This is a genomic window from Mesorhizobium sp. NZP2077 (genome assembly GCF_013170805.1).
GTDB lineage: Bacteria > Pseudomonadota > Alphaproteobacteria > Rhizobiales > Rhizobiaceae > Mesorhizobium.
Genome location: NZ_CP051293.1, coordinates 559,941 through 575,732, shown reverse-complemented (window position 1 = coordinate 575,732; position 15,792 = coordinate 559,941). Strand labels below are relative to the sequence as shown.

General features: G+C 62.9%; 14 protein-coding genes. 6 read left to right on the top strand and 8 right to left on the bottom strand.

The genetic code is table 11. The features are described 5' to 3' along the window. The first annotated feature begins 213 nt into the window (after positions 1 to 213). The 6 genes from HGP13_RS02680 (at position 214) to ugpC (ending at position 6,668) form a co-directional block, all read left to right on the top strand. Positions 214 to 1,131, top strand: a complete 918-nt coding sequence (locus HGP13_RS02680; RefSeq protein ID WP_172221150.1) for an AraC family transcriptional regulator — start codon at positions 214 to 216, stop codon at positions 1,129 to 1,131. 241 nt (positions 1,132 to 1,372) lie between these two features. Continuing rightward, positions 1,373 to 2,647 carry a sugar ABC transporter substrate-binding protein gene (locus HGP13_RS02675; RefSeq protein ID WP_172221147.1) on the top strand — a complete coding sequence of 425 codons (1,275 nt, stop codon included), beginning with the start codon at positions 1,373 to 1,375 and terminating at the stop codon, positions 2,645 to 2,647. 195 nt (positions 2,648 to 2,842) lie between these two features. Next, complete coding sequence (locus HGP13_RS02670; RefSeq protein ID WP_172221144.1) at positions 2,843 to 3,709, top strand: sugar ABC transporter permease; 867 nt, start codon at positions 2,843 to 2,845, stop codon at positions 3,707 to 3,709. Further along, positions 3,706 to 4,518, top strand: coding sequence for a carbohydrate ABC transporter permease (locus tag HGP13_RS02665; RefSeq protein WP_172221141.1), 813 nt, complete (start codon positions 3,706 to 3,708; stop codon positions 4,516 to 4,518). Before HGP13_RS02670 ends, HGP13_RS02665 begins: the two co-directional genes overlap by 4 nt. A 15-nt stretch (positions 4,519 to 4,533) precedes the next feature. Next, the gene (locus HGP13_RS02660; RefSeq protein WP_172221138.1) at positions 4,534 to 5,580 is read left to right on the top strand and encodes an NAD(P)-dependent alcohol dehydrogenase; all 1,047 of its coding nucleotides are present in this window, start codon (positions 4,534 to 4,536) and stop codon (positions 5,578 to 5,580) included. Between the two features lie 2 nt (positions 5,581 to 5,582). Further along, on the top strand, positions 5,583 to 6,668 hold the full coding sequence (gene ugpC, locus HGP13_RS02655; protein ID WP_172221135.1) for a sn-glycerol-3-phosphate ABC transporter ATP-binding protein UgpC: 1,086 nt from the start codon (positions 5,583 to 5,585) through the stop codon (positions 6,666 to 6,668). Positions 6,669 to 6,782: 114 nt separating this feature from the next. Here the strand turns inward: ugpC and HGP13_RS02650 are convergent, their stop codons facing one another. The 8 genes from HGP13_RS02650 to HGP13_RS02615 form a co-directional block, all read right to left on the bottom strand. After that, the gene (locus HGP13_RS02650) at positions 6,783 to 8,369 is read right to left on the bottom strand and encodes an FGGY-family carbohydrate kinase (RefSeq protein ID WP_172221132.1); all 1,587 of its coding nucleotides are present in this window, start codon (positions 8,367 to 8,369) and stop codon (positions 6,783 to 6,785) included. Next, on the bottom strand, positions 8,366 to 9,049 hold the full coding sequence (locus HGP13_RS02645; protein ID WP_172221129.1) for an HAD-IA family hydrolase: 684 nt from the start codon (positions 9,047 to 9,049) through the stop codon (positions 8,366 to 8,368). The genes HGP13_RS02650 and HGP13_RS02645 overlap by 4 nt, the downstream gene beginning before the upstream one ends. A 15-nt stretch (positions 9,050 to 9,064) precedes the next feature. Further along, positions 9,065 to 10,543 (bottom strand): mannitol dehydrogenase family protein, encoded by a 1,479-nt coding sequence (locus tag HGP13_RS02640; RefSeq protein WP_172221126.1) that lies wholly within the window; start codon positions 10,541 to 10,543, stop codon positions 9,065 to 9,067. A 154-nt stretch (positions 10,544 to 10,697) separates the two neighbouring features. Then, positions 10,698 to 11,468, bottom strand: a complete 771-nt coding sequence (locus HGP13_RS02635; RefSeq protein ID WP_172234594.1) for an L-iditol 2-dehydrogenase — start codon at positions 11,466 to 11,468, stop codon at positions 10,698 to 10,700. A 2-nt stretch (positions 11,469 to 11,470) separates the two neighbouring features. After that, complete coding sequence (locus HGP13_RS02630) at positions 11,471 to 12,469, bottom strand: ABC transporter ATP-binding protein (RefSeq protein WP_172221123.1); 999 nt, start codon at positions 12,467 to 12,469, stop codon at positions 11,471 to 11,473. 50 nt (positions 12,470 to 12,519) lie between these two features. Continuing rightward, positions 12,520 to 13,344 (bottom strand): carbohydrate ABC transporter permease, encoded by an 825-nt coding sequence (locus HGP13_RS02625; protein ID WP_172221120.1) that lies wholly within the window; start codon positions 13,342 to 13,344, stop codon positions 12,520 to 12,522. An 11-nt stretch (positions 13,345 to 13,355) separates the two neighbouring features. Continuing rightward, the gene (locus HGP13_RS02620) at positions 13,356 to 14,228 is read right to left on the bottom strand and encodes a sugar ABC transporter permease (RefSeq protein WP_172221116.1); all 873 of its coding nucleotides are present in this window, start codon (positions 14,226 to 14,228) and stop codon (positions 13,356 to 13,358) included. Between the two features lie 139 nt (positions 14,229 to 14,367). After that, a complete protein-coding gene (locus HGP13_RS02615; protein ID WP_172221113.1) occupies positions 14,368 to 15,678 on the bottom strand; it encodes a sugar ABC transporter substrate-binding protein in 1,311 nt (436 codons plus the stop codon). Between the last annotated feature and the right edge of the window lie 114 nt (positions 15,679 to 15,792).

Here is a 15,792-nt window from a genome sequence, read left to right as displayed (position 1 = left end):
CCGGAAGCCGCATGTCAAACGGCAAAACCTTCGGTTTCGCGGCGTTTGCGTCAGCTTTTGGACGAAACGCGACATGAAGGCAAGGGAGGAGGAGCGGGCACCAATTGAGCCAGCACCCTTCCAGGGGTGCCGTTGCCTCGTTCCCTTGCCGGCCCTGGGCTGTTACGGATTGCCTTGGAGATCGGCAGCCAGCGAACCCGCCGGGAGGAGAGGATGGCGTTCAGACAGCGAAAAAACCCGGCCGCTATCCCGCGCACAGCACCGGCCTTCGAACACATCGTCACCGAGGCGAGCGACAGTTTCCTGTGGCGGCTGGACGACTATCCCTGGGAACGCAATGTCTGGAACTTCCATCCGGAATACGAAATCCATCTGCTGCGAAAATCCTCCGGCGTCGTCCTGGTCGGCGATCACATCGGCGAGTTCGGGCCCGGCTACCTGACCATCGTCGGCGGCGGGCTGCCGCATGACTGGGTGACGGCGGTGCAGCCGGGCGAGCTGATCGAAGGCCGCGACATAGTGCTGCAATTCGATGCACAGAGGCTGCGTGGCTCGGCGGGGCTGTTGCCGGAACTGCGCGAACTCGAGCCTTTCCTCGAACGGTCGCTGCGCGGGATGGTCTTCCATGACCGCACGGCGCTGGAAGGTGCCGAACTGATGGAGCGGATGGGCACGGTGCATGGCCTCGCCCGCCTCTGCCTGTTCCTCGAACTGGTCGACCTCCTGGCCAGGACCGACGAATACCAGCTCTTGTCGTCGCCGGATTTCTCGCCGGCTCTCGACGCCGCCTCGCTCGACATCATCCAGCGCACGCTGACCTATCTGTTCCAGCATTTCGCCGAAGATCTGAAACTGCCTGACGTGGCCGAACTTGCCGGAATGACCGAGAGCACATTCTCGCGCTTCTTCCAGAGGAACACCGGCAACTCCTTCAGCGACCACCTCGCCAAGCTCCGGCTCTGGCAGGCCTGCAAGCTCTTGGCCGACACCGATGTTGCGATCACCGACATCTGTTTCCAGGTAGGCTACATGAACATTTCCAACTTCAACCGCGCCTTCCTGCGCAAGCACAAGATGACGCCGTCCTCCTATCGCAAACTGTCGCGGCAGCGGCTGACGCTGCGCGCTTAAGCGCGCTCTAAAATCAACGGCTTAGGCGGGATCGATACTCGTGTGAAAGACTTCGCCACGAGTTGCCGCATTTTGCGCTGCACAATGCATAAAAGTACAGGTTTTCTGCAACGGGGCTTCTAGCTTGCCCTGATTGAACTCCTCATTTTGGCGATGGGTGGCATGTCGTTCGGGCGATAGTGAGGATCGCGTAACCCGAGGACTTGCGCTTCCTGGGACATATTCTGGAGGAGACAAGATCATGAAACCAGTTAGGCTCGCTGCCAGCCTCGGCGCAGCTTTCGTGCTTTCCGCTACAGTTTCAACCATCGCTCTGGCACAGGCGCCGGTCTGCTCGGCCCCGGTCAAGGTGCTGGCGCAGCCACGTGACGGCCTGACGCTTCTGGAGGACTCCAAGGCCGAGTTCCAGAAGCTTGCCGGGGCCAGCTTCCAGATCGATTATCTCAACGAGAACGACCGCCGGGCAAAATCGCGCGCCGATGCGTCCACCGTCGGCAACTACAATGTCTACTATGTCGACGAAGCCAACGTCGCTTTGTTCGCCTCGTCGAAATGGATCGTCCCGCTGACCGATTATTACCCGGCTGACTATGACTATGCCGACTTCGATCCCGGCCGCCAGAAGGTCGCGACCTATGACGGCAAGGTCTGGTTCGCGCCGCTGACCGGCGGCGGCGACCTGATGGTCTACCGCAAGGATGTGCTCGAGGCCGCCGGCATCCAGCCGCCGAAGACGCTGGACGAGCTGATCGCCGACGTGCCGAAACTCACCAATGCGGACAAGGGCATGTATGGCATCGCACTGCGCGGCGCACGCGGCTCGGGCGCCAATGTCTGGCGCTGGATGCCCTTCTTCAAGGCCTATGGCGGCAAGTGGTTCGACGGCGACAAACCGGCCTTCAATTCGGAAGCGGCGGTCAAGGCGACCGAGACCTATCTTAAGCTGTTCAAGGATTCGGCGCCCGGCACGCAGACCGGCAGCTGGGATGAATCGACGGGCGCCTTCCTGTCGGGCCAGGTCGCCATCCTCGTCGAATCGACGCCGCTGTCCGGCATGGCGGTCGACCCGAAGACCTCGCAAGTGGTCGGCAAGATCGGCTTCCTGCCACCGCCGGCGCCGCTCACCGGCGGCGGTTACGGCCATGGCCTCGCCATCGCGTCGAAAGCCAATGCCGACGACGCTTCGAAGAAATGCGCCGGCCTGTTCATCGCCTGGGCGACATCGAAGGAAAATGAGAAGCGCCGGCTCGACGCCCACCAGTTCGGTGAGCTGAACCGCACCAGCATCCTCTCCAGCAAGGAATTCGCCGACATCTATGGCGCCGATCTCGGCCAGGCGCTGGCCGAAACCGGCAAGGTCACGGCGGTGAACTTCTGGCAGGATCCGCGCTGGCCGGATCTCGGCGACCGCTGGGGCATCATCCTCGAGGAACTGGTCACCGGCACCCGCACCGACGTCAAGGGCGGCCTCAACGAGCTCGAGGCCTATGCGACAGAGCTGACGAAGAAGAAATAGAGCCATCCTCCCGCCCGTGGTGCGCGGGCCGCGGCATTGCCGGCAATGCCGGGACCTGCGCGCCACGGGACCGTTTGCTCCCTAGAGCAATTCCAGGAAAAGTGTGACCGGTTTTCCGTCCGGAATTGCGTCAGAACAAGGAGTCTAGGAGAAACCATGCCGACACGATCGAGACGCAAGCGAGGATAGATGCCAATGGCCCGACGCACGTCGCTCCCTGTCACCTTCGTCGTTCCGACCATCGCCATTCTTCTGGTGCTGTCGATGGTGCCGACGCTCTACGCCATTGTCATCGCCTTGCAGAATCGCGAGTTGAGCACGCCTGATTATTCCTGGGTCTGGCTGTCGAATTTCGTCGACCTGTTCCTCGACCGCCGCTTCCTCAACGCGGTCTGGGTGTCGGTGAAATGGGAGATCGTCACCGTGGTTGCGACCATGGTGGTGGCGGTCGGACTTGGCGTGCTGATGTTTGAGGTCGCCAGCCCACGCCTGCGCAATGTCTACTGCCTGCTGTTCATCATCCCGGTGCTTTTGCCGCGCGTCTCGGCGGCCTTCGTCTGGAAATTCGCCTATCACCCGCTCTACGGCATCGCCACCTACCCGTACCGGCTGCTGACCGGCGGGCTGATCTTCGACCCGCTGTCGAAGCCGGCGACGGCCTTGTTCGCCGTCGCGTCGGTCGATGTCTGGCAATGGGGGCTGTTCTTTGCCGTCATCGTGCTGAAGCTGCTCGAAACCCTGCCGCCGCAGCCGATCGAGGCGGCGCGGCTCGACCACGCCAAGCGCTGGCAGATCCACGCCTATGTCACCTTGCCGATGTTGAAGGCGCCGCTGATCAGCCTGATGTTCGTCAAGATGATCGAATCGCTGCGCTCCTTCGACCTGATCTATGTCATGACCCGCGGTGGACCGGGCGTGGCCACCGAAACGCTCGACATGTACGCCTTCTCGCAAGGCTTCATCGAGTCCGGCAAGGTCTCCTACGCCTCAGCCATGGCCGTGCTGATGATGATCGCCACCGTCATCACCTTCACCATGCTGTGGAAGCGGGTGCAGGCATGAGGCCGGGGCGTCTGATCGGCAGGATCGTGCTGGCATTTGCCGGCTTCATGGCGGTGTTTCCGCTGCTGTGGACGGCGCTCAATGCGCTGAAGAACAATGTCGACATCATCACCCGCGTGCCGCGCCTGGTGTTCACGCCGACACTGGCCAACATCAGCTATATTATCGGCCGCGACAGCGTGCTCACCGGACTCTACAACTCGGTCGTCGCCTGCGGTTCGGCGGTGCTGATCGGCGTCGTGCTCGGCCTGCCTGCGGCTTACGCGGTGGCGCGCTATCCCAACCGCTGGGCCGGCGACATCCAGTTTTTCGTGCTGTCGCTGCGCTTCCTGCCGCCTGTGGCGGTCGCCATTCCGCTGATGGTGATCTGGCTGCAGGTCGGCCTCTACGACACTTTGCCGGCGCTGATCATCACCTATTCACTGCTCACCATCTCGGTGATCATGTGGCTCGCCATCCCCGCCTTCCAAAGCGTGCCGAAGGAGATCGAGGAAGCCGCCTTCGTCGATGGCTACGGCGCCTATTCGGTGTTCTGGCGGATCGCGCTGCCCGTCGCCGCCCGCTCCCTGGCAGGGGCGGTTGCCTTCAGCTTCGTCCTGGTCTGGAACGAGTTCCTGATCGCGCTGATGCTGTCGAGTTCCAACGCCAAGACCTTGCCGATCGTTGCCTCGGAACTCTCCCAGCAAGGCATGAACGTGCCCTGGGGGATCCTGAATGCCTCGGTCGTGCTGCTGTCGCTGCCGCCGCTGCTGTTCCTCGGTGTGCTCAGCGGCTTCCTGAATTCCGTTTTCCGGCAAAAAAAGACTTGATGCGAGGATTACCCGATGCGGGCATTGGTGCTTGAGAAAAAAGGCGAACTGTCGCTGCGCGAGATTGCGTTGCCGCTCGACGTCGGGCCGGACGATGTCAAGATCGCCATCCACACGGTCGGCGTCTGCGGCAGCGACGTGCACTATTACACGCATGGTGCCATCGGCAGCTATGTCGTGCGCGCGCCGATGGTGCTCGGCCACGAAGCCGCGGGAACGGTGATCGAGACCGGCGCCAATGTCGAGGCGTTCAAGGTCGGTGACCGAGTCTGCATGGAACCTGGCGTGCCGAACCTGTCGTCGCGCGCGACAAAGCTCGGCATTTACAATGTCGACCCCGACGTCAGCTTCTGGGCGACGCCGCCGGTGCATGGCGTGCTCGCGCCCTACGCCGTGCATCCGGCCGCCTTCACCTACAAACTGCCGGACAATGTCTCGTTCGCCGAAGGCGCCATGGTCGAGCCCTTCGCCATCGGCATGCAGGCGGCAAGCCGCGCGCGCATCGTTCCGGGCGATGTCGCCGTCGTCGTCGGCTGCGGCCCGATCGGCATCATGATCGCGCTTGCCGCCCTTGCCGGCGGCTGTTCGAAAGTGTTGATCTCCGATTTTTCCGCGCCCAAGCTCAAGATCGCCGCGCAGTATGCCGGCATCGTGCCGGTCAATATCGGCGAGCAGTCACTGGCCGATGCAGTCGCTGCCGCGACCGACAATTGGGGTGCCGACATCGTCTTCGAGGCCAGCGGCAGCCCAAAGGCCTTCGCCAATCTGTTCGATGTCGTGCGGCCGGGTGGCGCGGTGGTGCTGGTCGGGCTGCCGGTGGAGCCGGTGGTCCTCAACGTGCCGGCGGCAATCTCGAAGGAGGTGCGCATCGAGACGGTGTTCCGCTACGCCAACATCTTCGACCGTGCCTTGCAGCTCATCGCCTCCGGCAAGGTCGATCTCAAGCCGCTGATCACCGGCACCTATGATTTCTCCGACAGCATCAAGGCATTCGAGCGGGCTGCCGAAGGCAAGCCGGAAGACGTCAAGCTGCAGATCCTGCTGACCGGCGAGAAGGGCTGACCATGTCCGCGATCGTTTGCTCCCATGTCGACAAGGCCTATGGCGCCACCACGGTCATCCGCGACCTCAACCTCTCAATCGAGGAGCACGAATTCGTCGTGTTCCTCGGCCCGTCCGGTTGCGGCAAGTCGACCTTGCTGCGCATGCTGGCGGGGCTGGAGGATATCAGTGGCGGCGAGGTCTCGATCGGCGGCAAGGTGGTCAACGATCTCGATCCGGGCGACCGCGGCATCGCCATGGTGTTCCAGAACTACGCGCTCTATCCGCACATGACGATCTTCGACAACATCGCCTTCGGGCTGCGGCGCCAGAAGGTGCCGGCGGTGGAGATAAAGAAGCGGGTCGAAGCGGTGTCGGGGACGCTCGGGCTGGAGCCCTATCTCGGCCGCAAGCCGGCGGAGCTGTCCGGCGGCCAGCAGCAGCGCGTGGCGATCGCCCGGGCGATGATCAAGACGCCCAAAGTGTTCCTGTTCGACGAGCCGTTGTCCAATCTCGACGCCAAGCTGCGCAACCATATGCGCGTCGAGATCGCGCGGCTGCACCAGTCGCTGAAGACCACCACCGTCTACGTCACGCATGACCAGCTGGAGGCGATGACGCTGGCCGATCGCATCGTGCTGCTAAAGGACGGCGTCATCGAGCAGATCGGCTCGCCGGCGGAAATCTACCGTCGGCCCGGCAACATGTTCGTGGCCGGCTTCATCGGCACGCCGAACATGAACTTCGTCGAGGTCACGGTCAGTCGGGCCGGCAAAGGCTGGACACTGACCGGCGCCGGAACGGTGCTTTCGATAGACGGCTCCGGCTTTCATCTCGAGGCAGGCTATCGCGCCGTGCTGGGCATCCGGCCTCCGGACCTGAAGACGGCCGGTGCCGGCACCGCCGGCATATTGCAAGGCACTGCCGATCTCATCGAATTCCACGGCAATGATGCGCTGGTGACATTCGGCTCCGGCGGCAAGGAGGTCAGTGCGCTGGTTCCGGCGCGCGAATGCCCGGTGCTGAATGCCCCCGTCCGTTACACCTTCGAGGAGGAAAGCATCCACCTTTTCGACGCGACGTCGGGCGCGTCGCTGCGCAAGCAATAGCGCAAAAAAAGCCTAGAGCGTTTCACCGTTTCATGGGAAACGGCGAACCGCTCTAACTCTTTGTTTTGACGCAATTCCTGACGGAAAACCGCTCACACTTTTCCTGGAATTGCTCTAGCGCATCGCGTCGAGCGCCTGCCGCTGCCTGTGCATCTCGAGGAATATCCGGTAATCGCGATCAAAGCGGGCGCCGGCGGCCGGGTTGGCGGCGCGCCTCTTGCCGCCCTGCTGCATGGCAAGGCAGGCGGCGTTGAGGTCGGGGAACAACCCGGCGGCGGTCGCCGCCACCATGCCGGTGCCGAGCAGCACCGCCTCGTCGGCCAGCGGCTCGACCACCGTGCAGCCCGTGGCGTCGGCATAGAGCTCCATCAGCAGCGGGTTCTTGGTGTGGCCGCCGGTGACATGCAGCGTATCGATCAGGTAACCATTCTCGTTCAGCGCCTCCAGCACATGGCGCACGCCGAGCGCGATGCCAACGGCGGTGCGCCAATAGAGCTTGCACAGGCTGTCGAAGGAGGAATCCAGCGTCAGCCCGCTGACAACGCCGACGGCATGCGGGTCGGCAAGCGGTGAGCGGTTGCCGTGAAAGTCAGGCAGCACATGCAGGCGTGCGGCAAGGGTTTCCCCTTCGGCAGCGCGCAGTTCGGCGACACGCCTGGCGATTTTGGCATGCATGGCGGCGTCCGGTTCGCCGCCGGCGCCGTGCCAGCGGATGATGTGGTCGAGCAGGGCGCCGGTGGCCGATTGGCCGCCTTCCGACAGCCACAGCTTCGGCAGCGCCGCGCCATAATAGGGTCCCCAGACCCCGGCAAAAGGCTGCGGATCGGGCGACATCGCCATGACGCAGCTCGACGTTCCGGCGATCAACGCCAGATGCCGGCCGATGTCCTGCTCGTCGCCGGCAAAGCCGCCAAGCACGCCAAGCGCACCGGCATAGGCATCGATGACACCGGCGCCGACCCGGCAGTTTTCCGTCAGGCCGAGCTCCGCCGCCGCTTGCGCCGTCAGCGGGCCAATGTCGGCGCCGACCGGACTGGCGCGCTCCGGCAAATTGCCGTGCTCAAAAAGGTCATCGAGGCCGACGATTTCGAAGAAATCGCGCTGCCAGGCGGTATCTTCATGCGCGAGGTAAGTCCATTTGGCGGTCAACGTGCATTGCGAGCGGGCCAGCGAGCCGGTTGCCTGCCAGGTCAGGAAATCGGTCAGGTCAAAAAGATAGCCGGCTTCATTCCAGGTCTTGGGCAGGTTACGCTTCAGCCACATCAGCTTCGGCGTCGCCATCTCCGGCGACATGACGCCGCCGATGTAGTTAAGCACCTCGTGGCTGCTCGCCGTGCATTCGTCGGCTTCGGCAATGGCGCGGTGGTCGAGCCAGACGATGGTGTCCCAGCGCTTGTCGCCGGTGGTCGAAACGCTGAGCTGGTCGCCTTGGCGGTCGCGCACCACCAGCGAACAGGTGGCATCAAACGAGATGCCGACAATATCTTGCGCCGCAACGCCGGCTTTTTCACGGGCGGCACGTACGGCGATGCAGACCGCCGACCAGATATCGCGCGAATCATGCTCCGCGTGATCGGGCCTTGGCTGGTTCATGGCGATCGGCCGATCGGCACGGCCGAGCAAGCTGCCACTGGCGTCGAGAATGCCCGCGCGAGCGCTCCCGGTGCCGACATCGACCGCGCAAACAAACTGTTTCGTCAAGATGCTCTAACTCTCGCTCCCAGGCCTGCAATCAGATCGGGCAATTGCAGCATGTCAGCGAATATAAAGTCCGGTTCGGTCGACGCAAGCCGCGCTTTCAGTGCGGGGTTGCCGGCATGCGAGCCGCCGGTGAAGGCAAAGACGCGCATGCCTGCCGCGCGCGCCGCCGCGACGCCGGCCGGACTGTCCTCGATGACGAGGCATTTGCGCGGATGCGCCCGCATGGTGGCGGCGGCGTGGAGGAAAAGGTCGGGCGCCGGCTTTCCCTTTGCGACCATGGCGGCACTGAACAGATGCGGCTCCATCAGCCCCAGCAGGCCGGTGACATCGAGCGCATAGCGGATGCGTTCCAGCGTGCCCGAGGAGGCGACGCATAACGGCAGGCCGAGCTTCGGCAACATCTCCTTGACGCCGGGAATAGGCTTCAGCTCCTCACGGAACTTTCGCATCAGGTCGACGCGCATGGCGGTCAGATGCTGATCGGTGATCTCCAGGCCGAAGTCGCGGCCGAGGATCTCGCGCACGCTTTTCATGCTCTTGCCGAGGAAATGCTCGTAGGCGGCGTCCTCACTGATGCTGCCGCCGGCAAATTCGATCATGCCGAGCAGCGCCGAGACGGAGAGCGCTTCACTGTCGACCAGCACGCCATCGCAGTCGAAGATGACCAGTTCAGGCGTCATGACGGCTGATAGCTCTCAGAGCTTGCCGGCGATGTAACGCGTCAGCGTGGCACGCGCGCCGTTCGCCCACAGCACGTTGAGCGCATGGGCGAAGGCCTCGACAAACGCCGTGGCGCGGCCGACATCGCCATAGATGTCTTCCATCGCGAGCCAGGCGGCCGGAGCGTCCTTTGCCGCCATTGCCGTTGCCTGCAGCCGGTCCCAGCTCGGGTCGTTGGGCTCGATGACAGCGCCGCTGTCGGTCGTGCCGAAGCAGTAGCGGCACCACAGCGCCGATTCCAGCGCCAGGCCGGCGACGCTGTTCCCTGACTTCAAGCGGTCGGCGATGGTCGGGATGATGAATTTCGGCTGGCGGTTGGAGCCGTCCAGGCAGAGCCGGCGGATGGTGTCGCCGATCTTGGGATTGGAGAAGCGCTTCTCGATGAGCTGGTAATAGTCTTCCAGCACCGTGTCCGGCACCGGCGGCACCGTCGGGATGATCTCGTCATGCTCGAGCTTGTCGAGAAAGCCGCGCACCAGCGGCTCCTGCATCGCCTCATGGACGAAATGGATATCCATCAGTCCGGCCGGATAGGCAATGGTGGCGTGGCCGCCATTGAGGATGCGGATCTTCATCAGCTCATAGGGCGCGACATCCCTGACGAACTGCACGCCGACCTTTTCCAGCGGCGGACGGCCATCGGTGAAACGGTCTTCCAGCACCCATTGCCGGAACGGCTCGCAGAACACCGGCCAGTTGTCCTCGATGCCGAAGTCCTTGGCCAGGATGCCGCGTTCGCGGTCGGTGGTGGCAGGCGTGATGCGATCCACCATGCCGTTCGGGAAGGCGACATGCTCGCTGATCCAGTTCGCCAAATCCTCGTCGATCAGCCGTGCCAGACCAATGACGCCGTCGGAGGTGACGTGACCGTTGTGAGGGATGTTGTCGCAGGACATCACGGTGAACGGCACGGTGCCCTCGTCGCGCCGGCGCACCAGCCCGGCCAGGATGAGGCCGAACACCGTCTTCGGGGTGGCGCCCGGCTGGGTGTCGGCGACGATGTCGGGATGAGCCGGGTTGAAGACGCCCGACGCCGGGTCGATGAAGTAGCCGCCTTCAGTGATGGTCAATGAGACGATCTTGATCGCCGGGTCGGCCAGGCGTTCGATGATGCCGGCCGCATCGCCCGGCATCAGGAAGTCGATCATCGCGCCGGTGACTCGGGCGCTCATATGGCCGTCATCCTGCTCGACCACCGTGGTCAGCCAGTCCTGCTCTTCCAGCTTGCCGCGGCCGATCTTCTCGCCCTCGAACACGCCGGCGCCGACCAGCGCCCAGTCATGGCCGATGCCCGCATTGAACAGATCGTCGAGATAGACCGCCTGGTGCGAGCGATGGAAGTTGCCGACACCAAAATGCACGATGCCGGCCTTCAGCCTGGCACGGTCGTATTTCGGACCGGCAACCTTGGCGGGGAGGTTGGCGAGCGTGGCGGAAGAGAGTTTCACGGTCATCTGTTTACCCTTTGGCCGAGCTTCGGCCTCGTTACTCCGCCTCTCCCCGTCCTCGTGGGAGAGGGTAAGGGACGGCACATGCCTTGCGAGGCCGATACGGCCTCTGATGTTGGCCTCTGCCTCTCGCGGAGGGACGAGAAGAGGCCGGCCCCCCTCAACTCATCCACTGGCCGCCATCGACATTGTAGGTCTGGGCGACGATGTATTCGGCGTCAGCGCTGGCCAGAAACACCGCCATGCCGGCGAGGTCCTCGGGTTTCCCCATCCGGCCGTAAGGTACCCCTTCGCCAACAAGTCTCTTCTTCTCGCCCTTCGGCCGGTTCTCGTATTTGGCGAACAGCGAATCGACCTCGTCCCACATGTCGCTGTCGACGACACCGGGTGCGATACCGTTGACGTTGATGCGGTGCTTGATCAGGTCGAGCCCCGCCGACTGGGTCAGCGAAATGACCGCGGCCTTGGTGGCGCAGTACACAGCCACCAGCGGCTCACCACGCCGTCCGGCCTGGCTTGCAATGTTGATGATCCTACCGCCCTTGCCCCGCGCGATCATCGATCGGGCGGCCGCCTGCAGCATGAACAGCGTGCCGGCGACATTGACGGAGAACAGTTTTTCGTAACTTGCCCGCGAGATCTCGACGATCGGCGCGAGGTCGAACAAGGCGGCATTGTTGATCAAGATGTCGAGGCCGCCGGCCCTGCTCTCCACCGCCTTCACAGCGGCGTCGATGGAGGCCTGATCGGTGACATCGAGTTTGACGGCATAGGCGCTGCTGCCGATCTCGGCGGCCGTGTTTTCGGCAGCCCCGAGATTGATGTCGGCAATGGCGACGGTGGCACCCTCGCGCGCATAGGCCTCGGCAAACGCTTTGCCGATGCCACGGGCCGAACCCGTGATCAGCGCCGATTTGCCGGCCAGGCGCATGCTCACATCGCCTTTCCGTCGGCGCCGAAGCGATGCAGCTTGGCCTTGTCGGGCGTGAGGTAGATGGTGTCGCCGTGATGCACGGCGAGCTCGCCATCGGCGCGCACCGTCAGCGGCCCGACGCCGTCAGCTTGAACGTGCAGGAACGTGTCGGATCCGAGATGCTCGGCGACGCCGACAGTGGCCTTCCATTCGCCTGCCGTGGTCGAGATTTCCAGGTGCTCGGGACGGATGCCGATCGTCTTGGCGCCATATTTGGCGGCCGGTGCGCCTTCGATGAGGTTCATCTTCGGCGAGCCGATGAAGCCGGCGACGAACAGGTTCTTCGGCGTCTTGTAGAGTTCCATCGGCGAGCCGACCTGCTCGATATTGCCTGCGTTCAGCACGACGATCTTGTCGGCCATTGTCATGGCTTCGACCTGGTCGTGGGTGACGTAGATCATCGTGGTCTTGAGCTGATGATGCAGCTCGCTGATTTCCAGCCGCATGGTGCCGCGCAGTGCGGCGTCGAGGTTGGACAGCGGCTCGTCGAACAGGAAGGCGGTCGGCTGGCGCACAATGGCACGGCCGATGGCGACGCGCTGGCGCTGGCCGCCGGAAAGCTGGCCGGGCCGGCGTTCCAGGTAGTTGGTGAGGTTGAGCACCCGCGCCGCGTCTGCCACCTTCTTGTCGATGGTGGCCTTGTCTTCGCCGGCCATCTTCAGCGGGAAGCCGATGTTCTTGGCCACCGTCATGTGCGGATAGAGCGCATAGGACTGGAACACCATGGCGAGCTTGCGCTTGGCCGGCGCCTCGCCGGTGACATCACGGCCGTCGATGTTGATGGTGCCGCCGCTGGTGTCCTCCAGCCCGGCGATCAGCCGCAGCAGCGTGGACTTGCCGCAACCCGACGGGCCGACGAAGACGACGAACTCGCCATTCTCGATCACCAGGTCGAGGCCGGGGATGATGGACGTCGATCCAAAGGACTTGGAGACGTTCTTGAGCGTGATGTTTCCCATGGTTTCCTCCCCGAGGGGTTATTGTCCGTCGTTCGTTGCGTGCGGCGGTCTTATTTCACGGCGCCGAAGGTCAGGCCGCGCACCAGCTGCTTCTGGCTGAACCAGCCCATGATCAGGATCGGCGCGATCGCCAAGGTCGAGGCTGCCGAAAGCTTGGCCCAGAACAGGCCTTGCGGGCTGGAGAAGGAACTGATGAAGGCGGTCAGCGGAGCAGCATCCGTGGTGGTCAAACGGATGGTCCAGAACGCCTCGTTCCAGGCCAGGATGATGTTCAAGAGCATGGTCGAGGCAATGCCTGGCACCGCCATCGGGGTCAGCACATAGATGATCTCATTCCACAGCGAGGCGCCGTCCATGCGCGCCGCTTCCAGGATCTCGCCGGGGATTTCGCGGAAGTAGGTGTAGAGCATCCACACCACGATCGGCAGGTTGATCAGCATCAGCATGACCATTAGGCCGATGCGGCTATCGAGCAGTCCGAGATTGCGGAAGATCAGGTAGATCGGGAACAGCACCGCGACCGCCGGCATCATCTTGGTGGACAGCATCCACATCAAAATATCCTTGGTCCGCTTGGTCGGCGAGAATGCCATCGACCATGCCGCCGGTATGGCGACGAGCAGGGCCAGGATGGTCGAGCCGACCGAGAGCAGCACTGAATTGAAGAAGAACTTGAAGTAGCCGCTCTGCGCCTGAACCTCGGTGTAACTCTCGAATGTTCCCGACGGGATCAGGTTGAAGCCCTGGATCGCCTCCTGCTCCGACTTGAACGAGGTGATGATCGTATAGAGAATCGGGAAGAAGATCAGCAGCGCGACGATCCAGGCCGCAGCCGTCGCGATCGTCTTGTGCTGGGTGGTGACTGCACGGGCCATCTTGTCCTCCCTTATTTGTCGAGGTTCTTGCCGACCGCGCGCATGGCGAAGAAGGCGACGATGTTGGCGAGAATGACGGCGATCACACCGCCCGCGGATGCCTGACCGATTTTGAACTCCAGCAGCGCCTTCTGGTAGACGAGGAAGGGCAGGTTGGTGGAGGCGTAGCCGGGGCCGCCATTGGTGGTGACGAGGATCTCGGCATAGACCGAGAGCAGGAAGATCGTCTGGATCAGGATGACCACGGTGATGGCGCGCGACATGTGCGGCAGCGTCAGATGGATGAAGCGGCTGACAAAGCCGGCGCCGTCCATTTCCGCGGCTTCCTTCTGCTCGCCGTCGAGCGATTGCAGCGCGGTCAACAAGATCAGCGTCGCGAAAGGCAGCCACTGCCAGGCGACGATGATGATGATCGCGGTCATCGGATGCTGCCCGAACCAATCGATCGGTTGCGCCCCGAAGAAGCGCGCTATATCGGCGAACACCCCGTATTGCGGGTGCATGATCATGTTCTTCCAGACCAATGCGGCCACCGGCGGCATGACGAAGAACGGTGAAATGACGAGGATGCGCACGATCCCCTGTCCCCACATCGGCTGGTCGATCAGCAGCGCCAGCAGGATGCCGCCGATCACCGTGATCAGAAGCACGCTGACCACCAGCGTGAGCGTGTTGAGGATCGATTGCAGGAAGGCGGGGTTGGAATAAAACAGCGCGTAGTTGGAGAAACCGACAAACCCGTCGCGGATCGGATTGAGCGGATTGTACTGCTGGAAGGAGAACCAGATGGTGATGACCAGCGGCACGATCATCCAGACGAACAGCAGCACAACGGATGGCGCCATCATGAAACGGGCAAGCGAACGGGTCTGCTGAGTAGCCATGACGGTCACCCTCCAAGTTCAGCTAGATTTTTAGAGTTGTGCCAGATTTTCCAGGATTGTGAAGATGGCCGCCCGAACTGGGACTCGGGCGGCCATTGCCGGTCATGCTACGCGACCGGCTTCGGCACCGGGAGGAGCCTTACTTGATATAACCGCCTTCGGTCATCGTCGCGGTGGCGGCGTCCTGGGCCTGCTTCAGTGCGTCGTCGACGCTCGACTGGCCGGCAAGAGCCGCCGAGAAGAGCTGGCCAACAGTGGTGCCAAGGCCCTGGAACTCAGGGATGGCGACGAACTGCACACCGACATAAGGCACCGGCTTGACGGTCGGGTGCGTCGGGTCGGCGGCGTTGATGGAGTCCAGCGTCATCTTGGCGAACGGAGCCGCCTTCTGGTACTCCGCATTGGCGTATAGCGAGGAGCGCGTGCCCGGAGGAACGTTGGCCCAGCCTTCCTTCGAAGCGACGAGTTCGGCATAGTGCTTGCTCGTCGCCCACGAAACAAACTTCTCGGCGGCGTCAGCCTTCTGCGTACCGGCCGGAATGGCCAGCGACCATGCCCACAGCCAGTTGCCGCGCTTGCCGAGTCCGTTGTCAGGCGCTAGCGCATAACCGACCTTGTCGGCGACGGTCGAGTTCTTCGGATCCGAAACGAAGGACGCCGCGACGGTGGCGTCGATCCACATGCCGCACTTGCCCTGCTGGAACAGCGCCAGGTTTTCGTTGAAGCCGTTGGACGACGCGCCCTCCGGACCGTCGGCCTTCATCATGTCGACATAGAACTGCAGCGTCTTCTTCCATTCCGGCTGGTCGAACTGCGGCTTCCAGTTCTCGTCGAACCAGCGGGCGCCGAAGGAGTTGGACATGGCGGTCAGGAAGGCCATGTTCTCGCCCCAGCCGGCCTTGCCGCGCAGGCACACGCCGTTCACGCCATTGGCGCGGTCGGTCATCTTGTCGGCGGCCTGCTTGATGAAGTCCCAGGTCGGCGCGTCGGGCATCTTCAGCCCTGCCTTCTCCATCAAATCCTTGCGGTACATGACGAAGGAGCTTTCGCCGTAGAAGGGCGCGGCATAGAGCTTGCCGTCGACCGAAAGACCGCCGGCGATGGCCGGGATGATGTCCTTGGCGTCATAGTCGTCGCCGAGCTTATCGAGTGGCAACAGCCAGCTCTGCTTGGCCCAGATCGGAACCTCGTAGGTGCCGATGGTCATCACGTCGTACTGGCCACCCTTGGTGGCGATGTCGGTGGTGACGCGCTCGCGCAGCACGTTCTCTTCAAGTGTAACCCAGTTGAGCTTGATGTCGGGGTTAGCCTTGGTGAAGTCTTCCGTCAGCTTCTGCATGCGGACCATATCGCCATTGTTGACGGTGGCGATGGTGATGGATTCGGCATGTGCGGCGAAAGCGAGAGCGCTGGCCGACAACAAGCCCAGGGTGAGCGTGCGCAGTTTCATCAAATTCCTCCCATGAACCAAGATGAGCATTTGCCTTGGCTTTGAGCAATTACTCACCTGGCGTGAATTATGTCAAGCCGGATTCGATGCTGCAGTGCAGCACTCGGTCTTCCC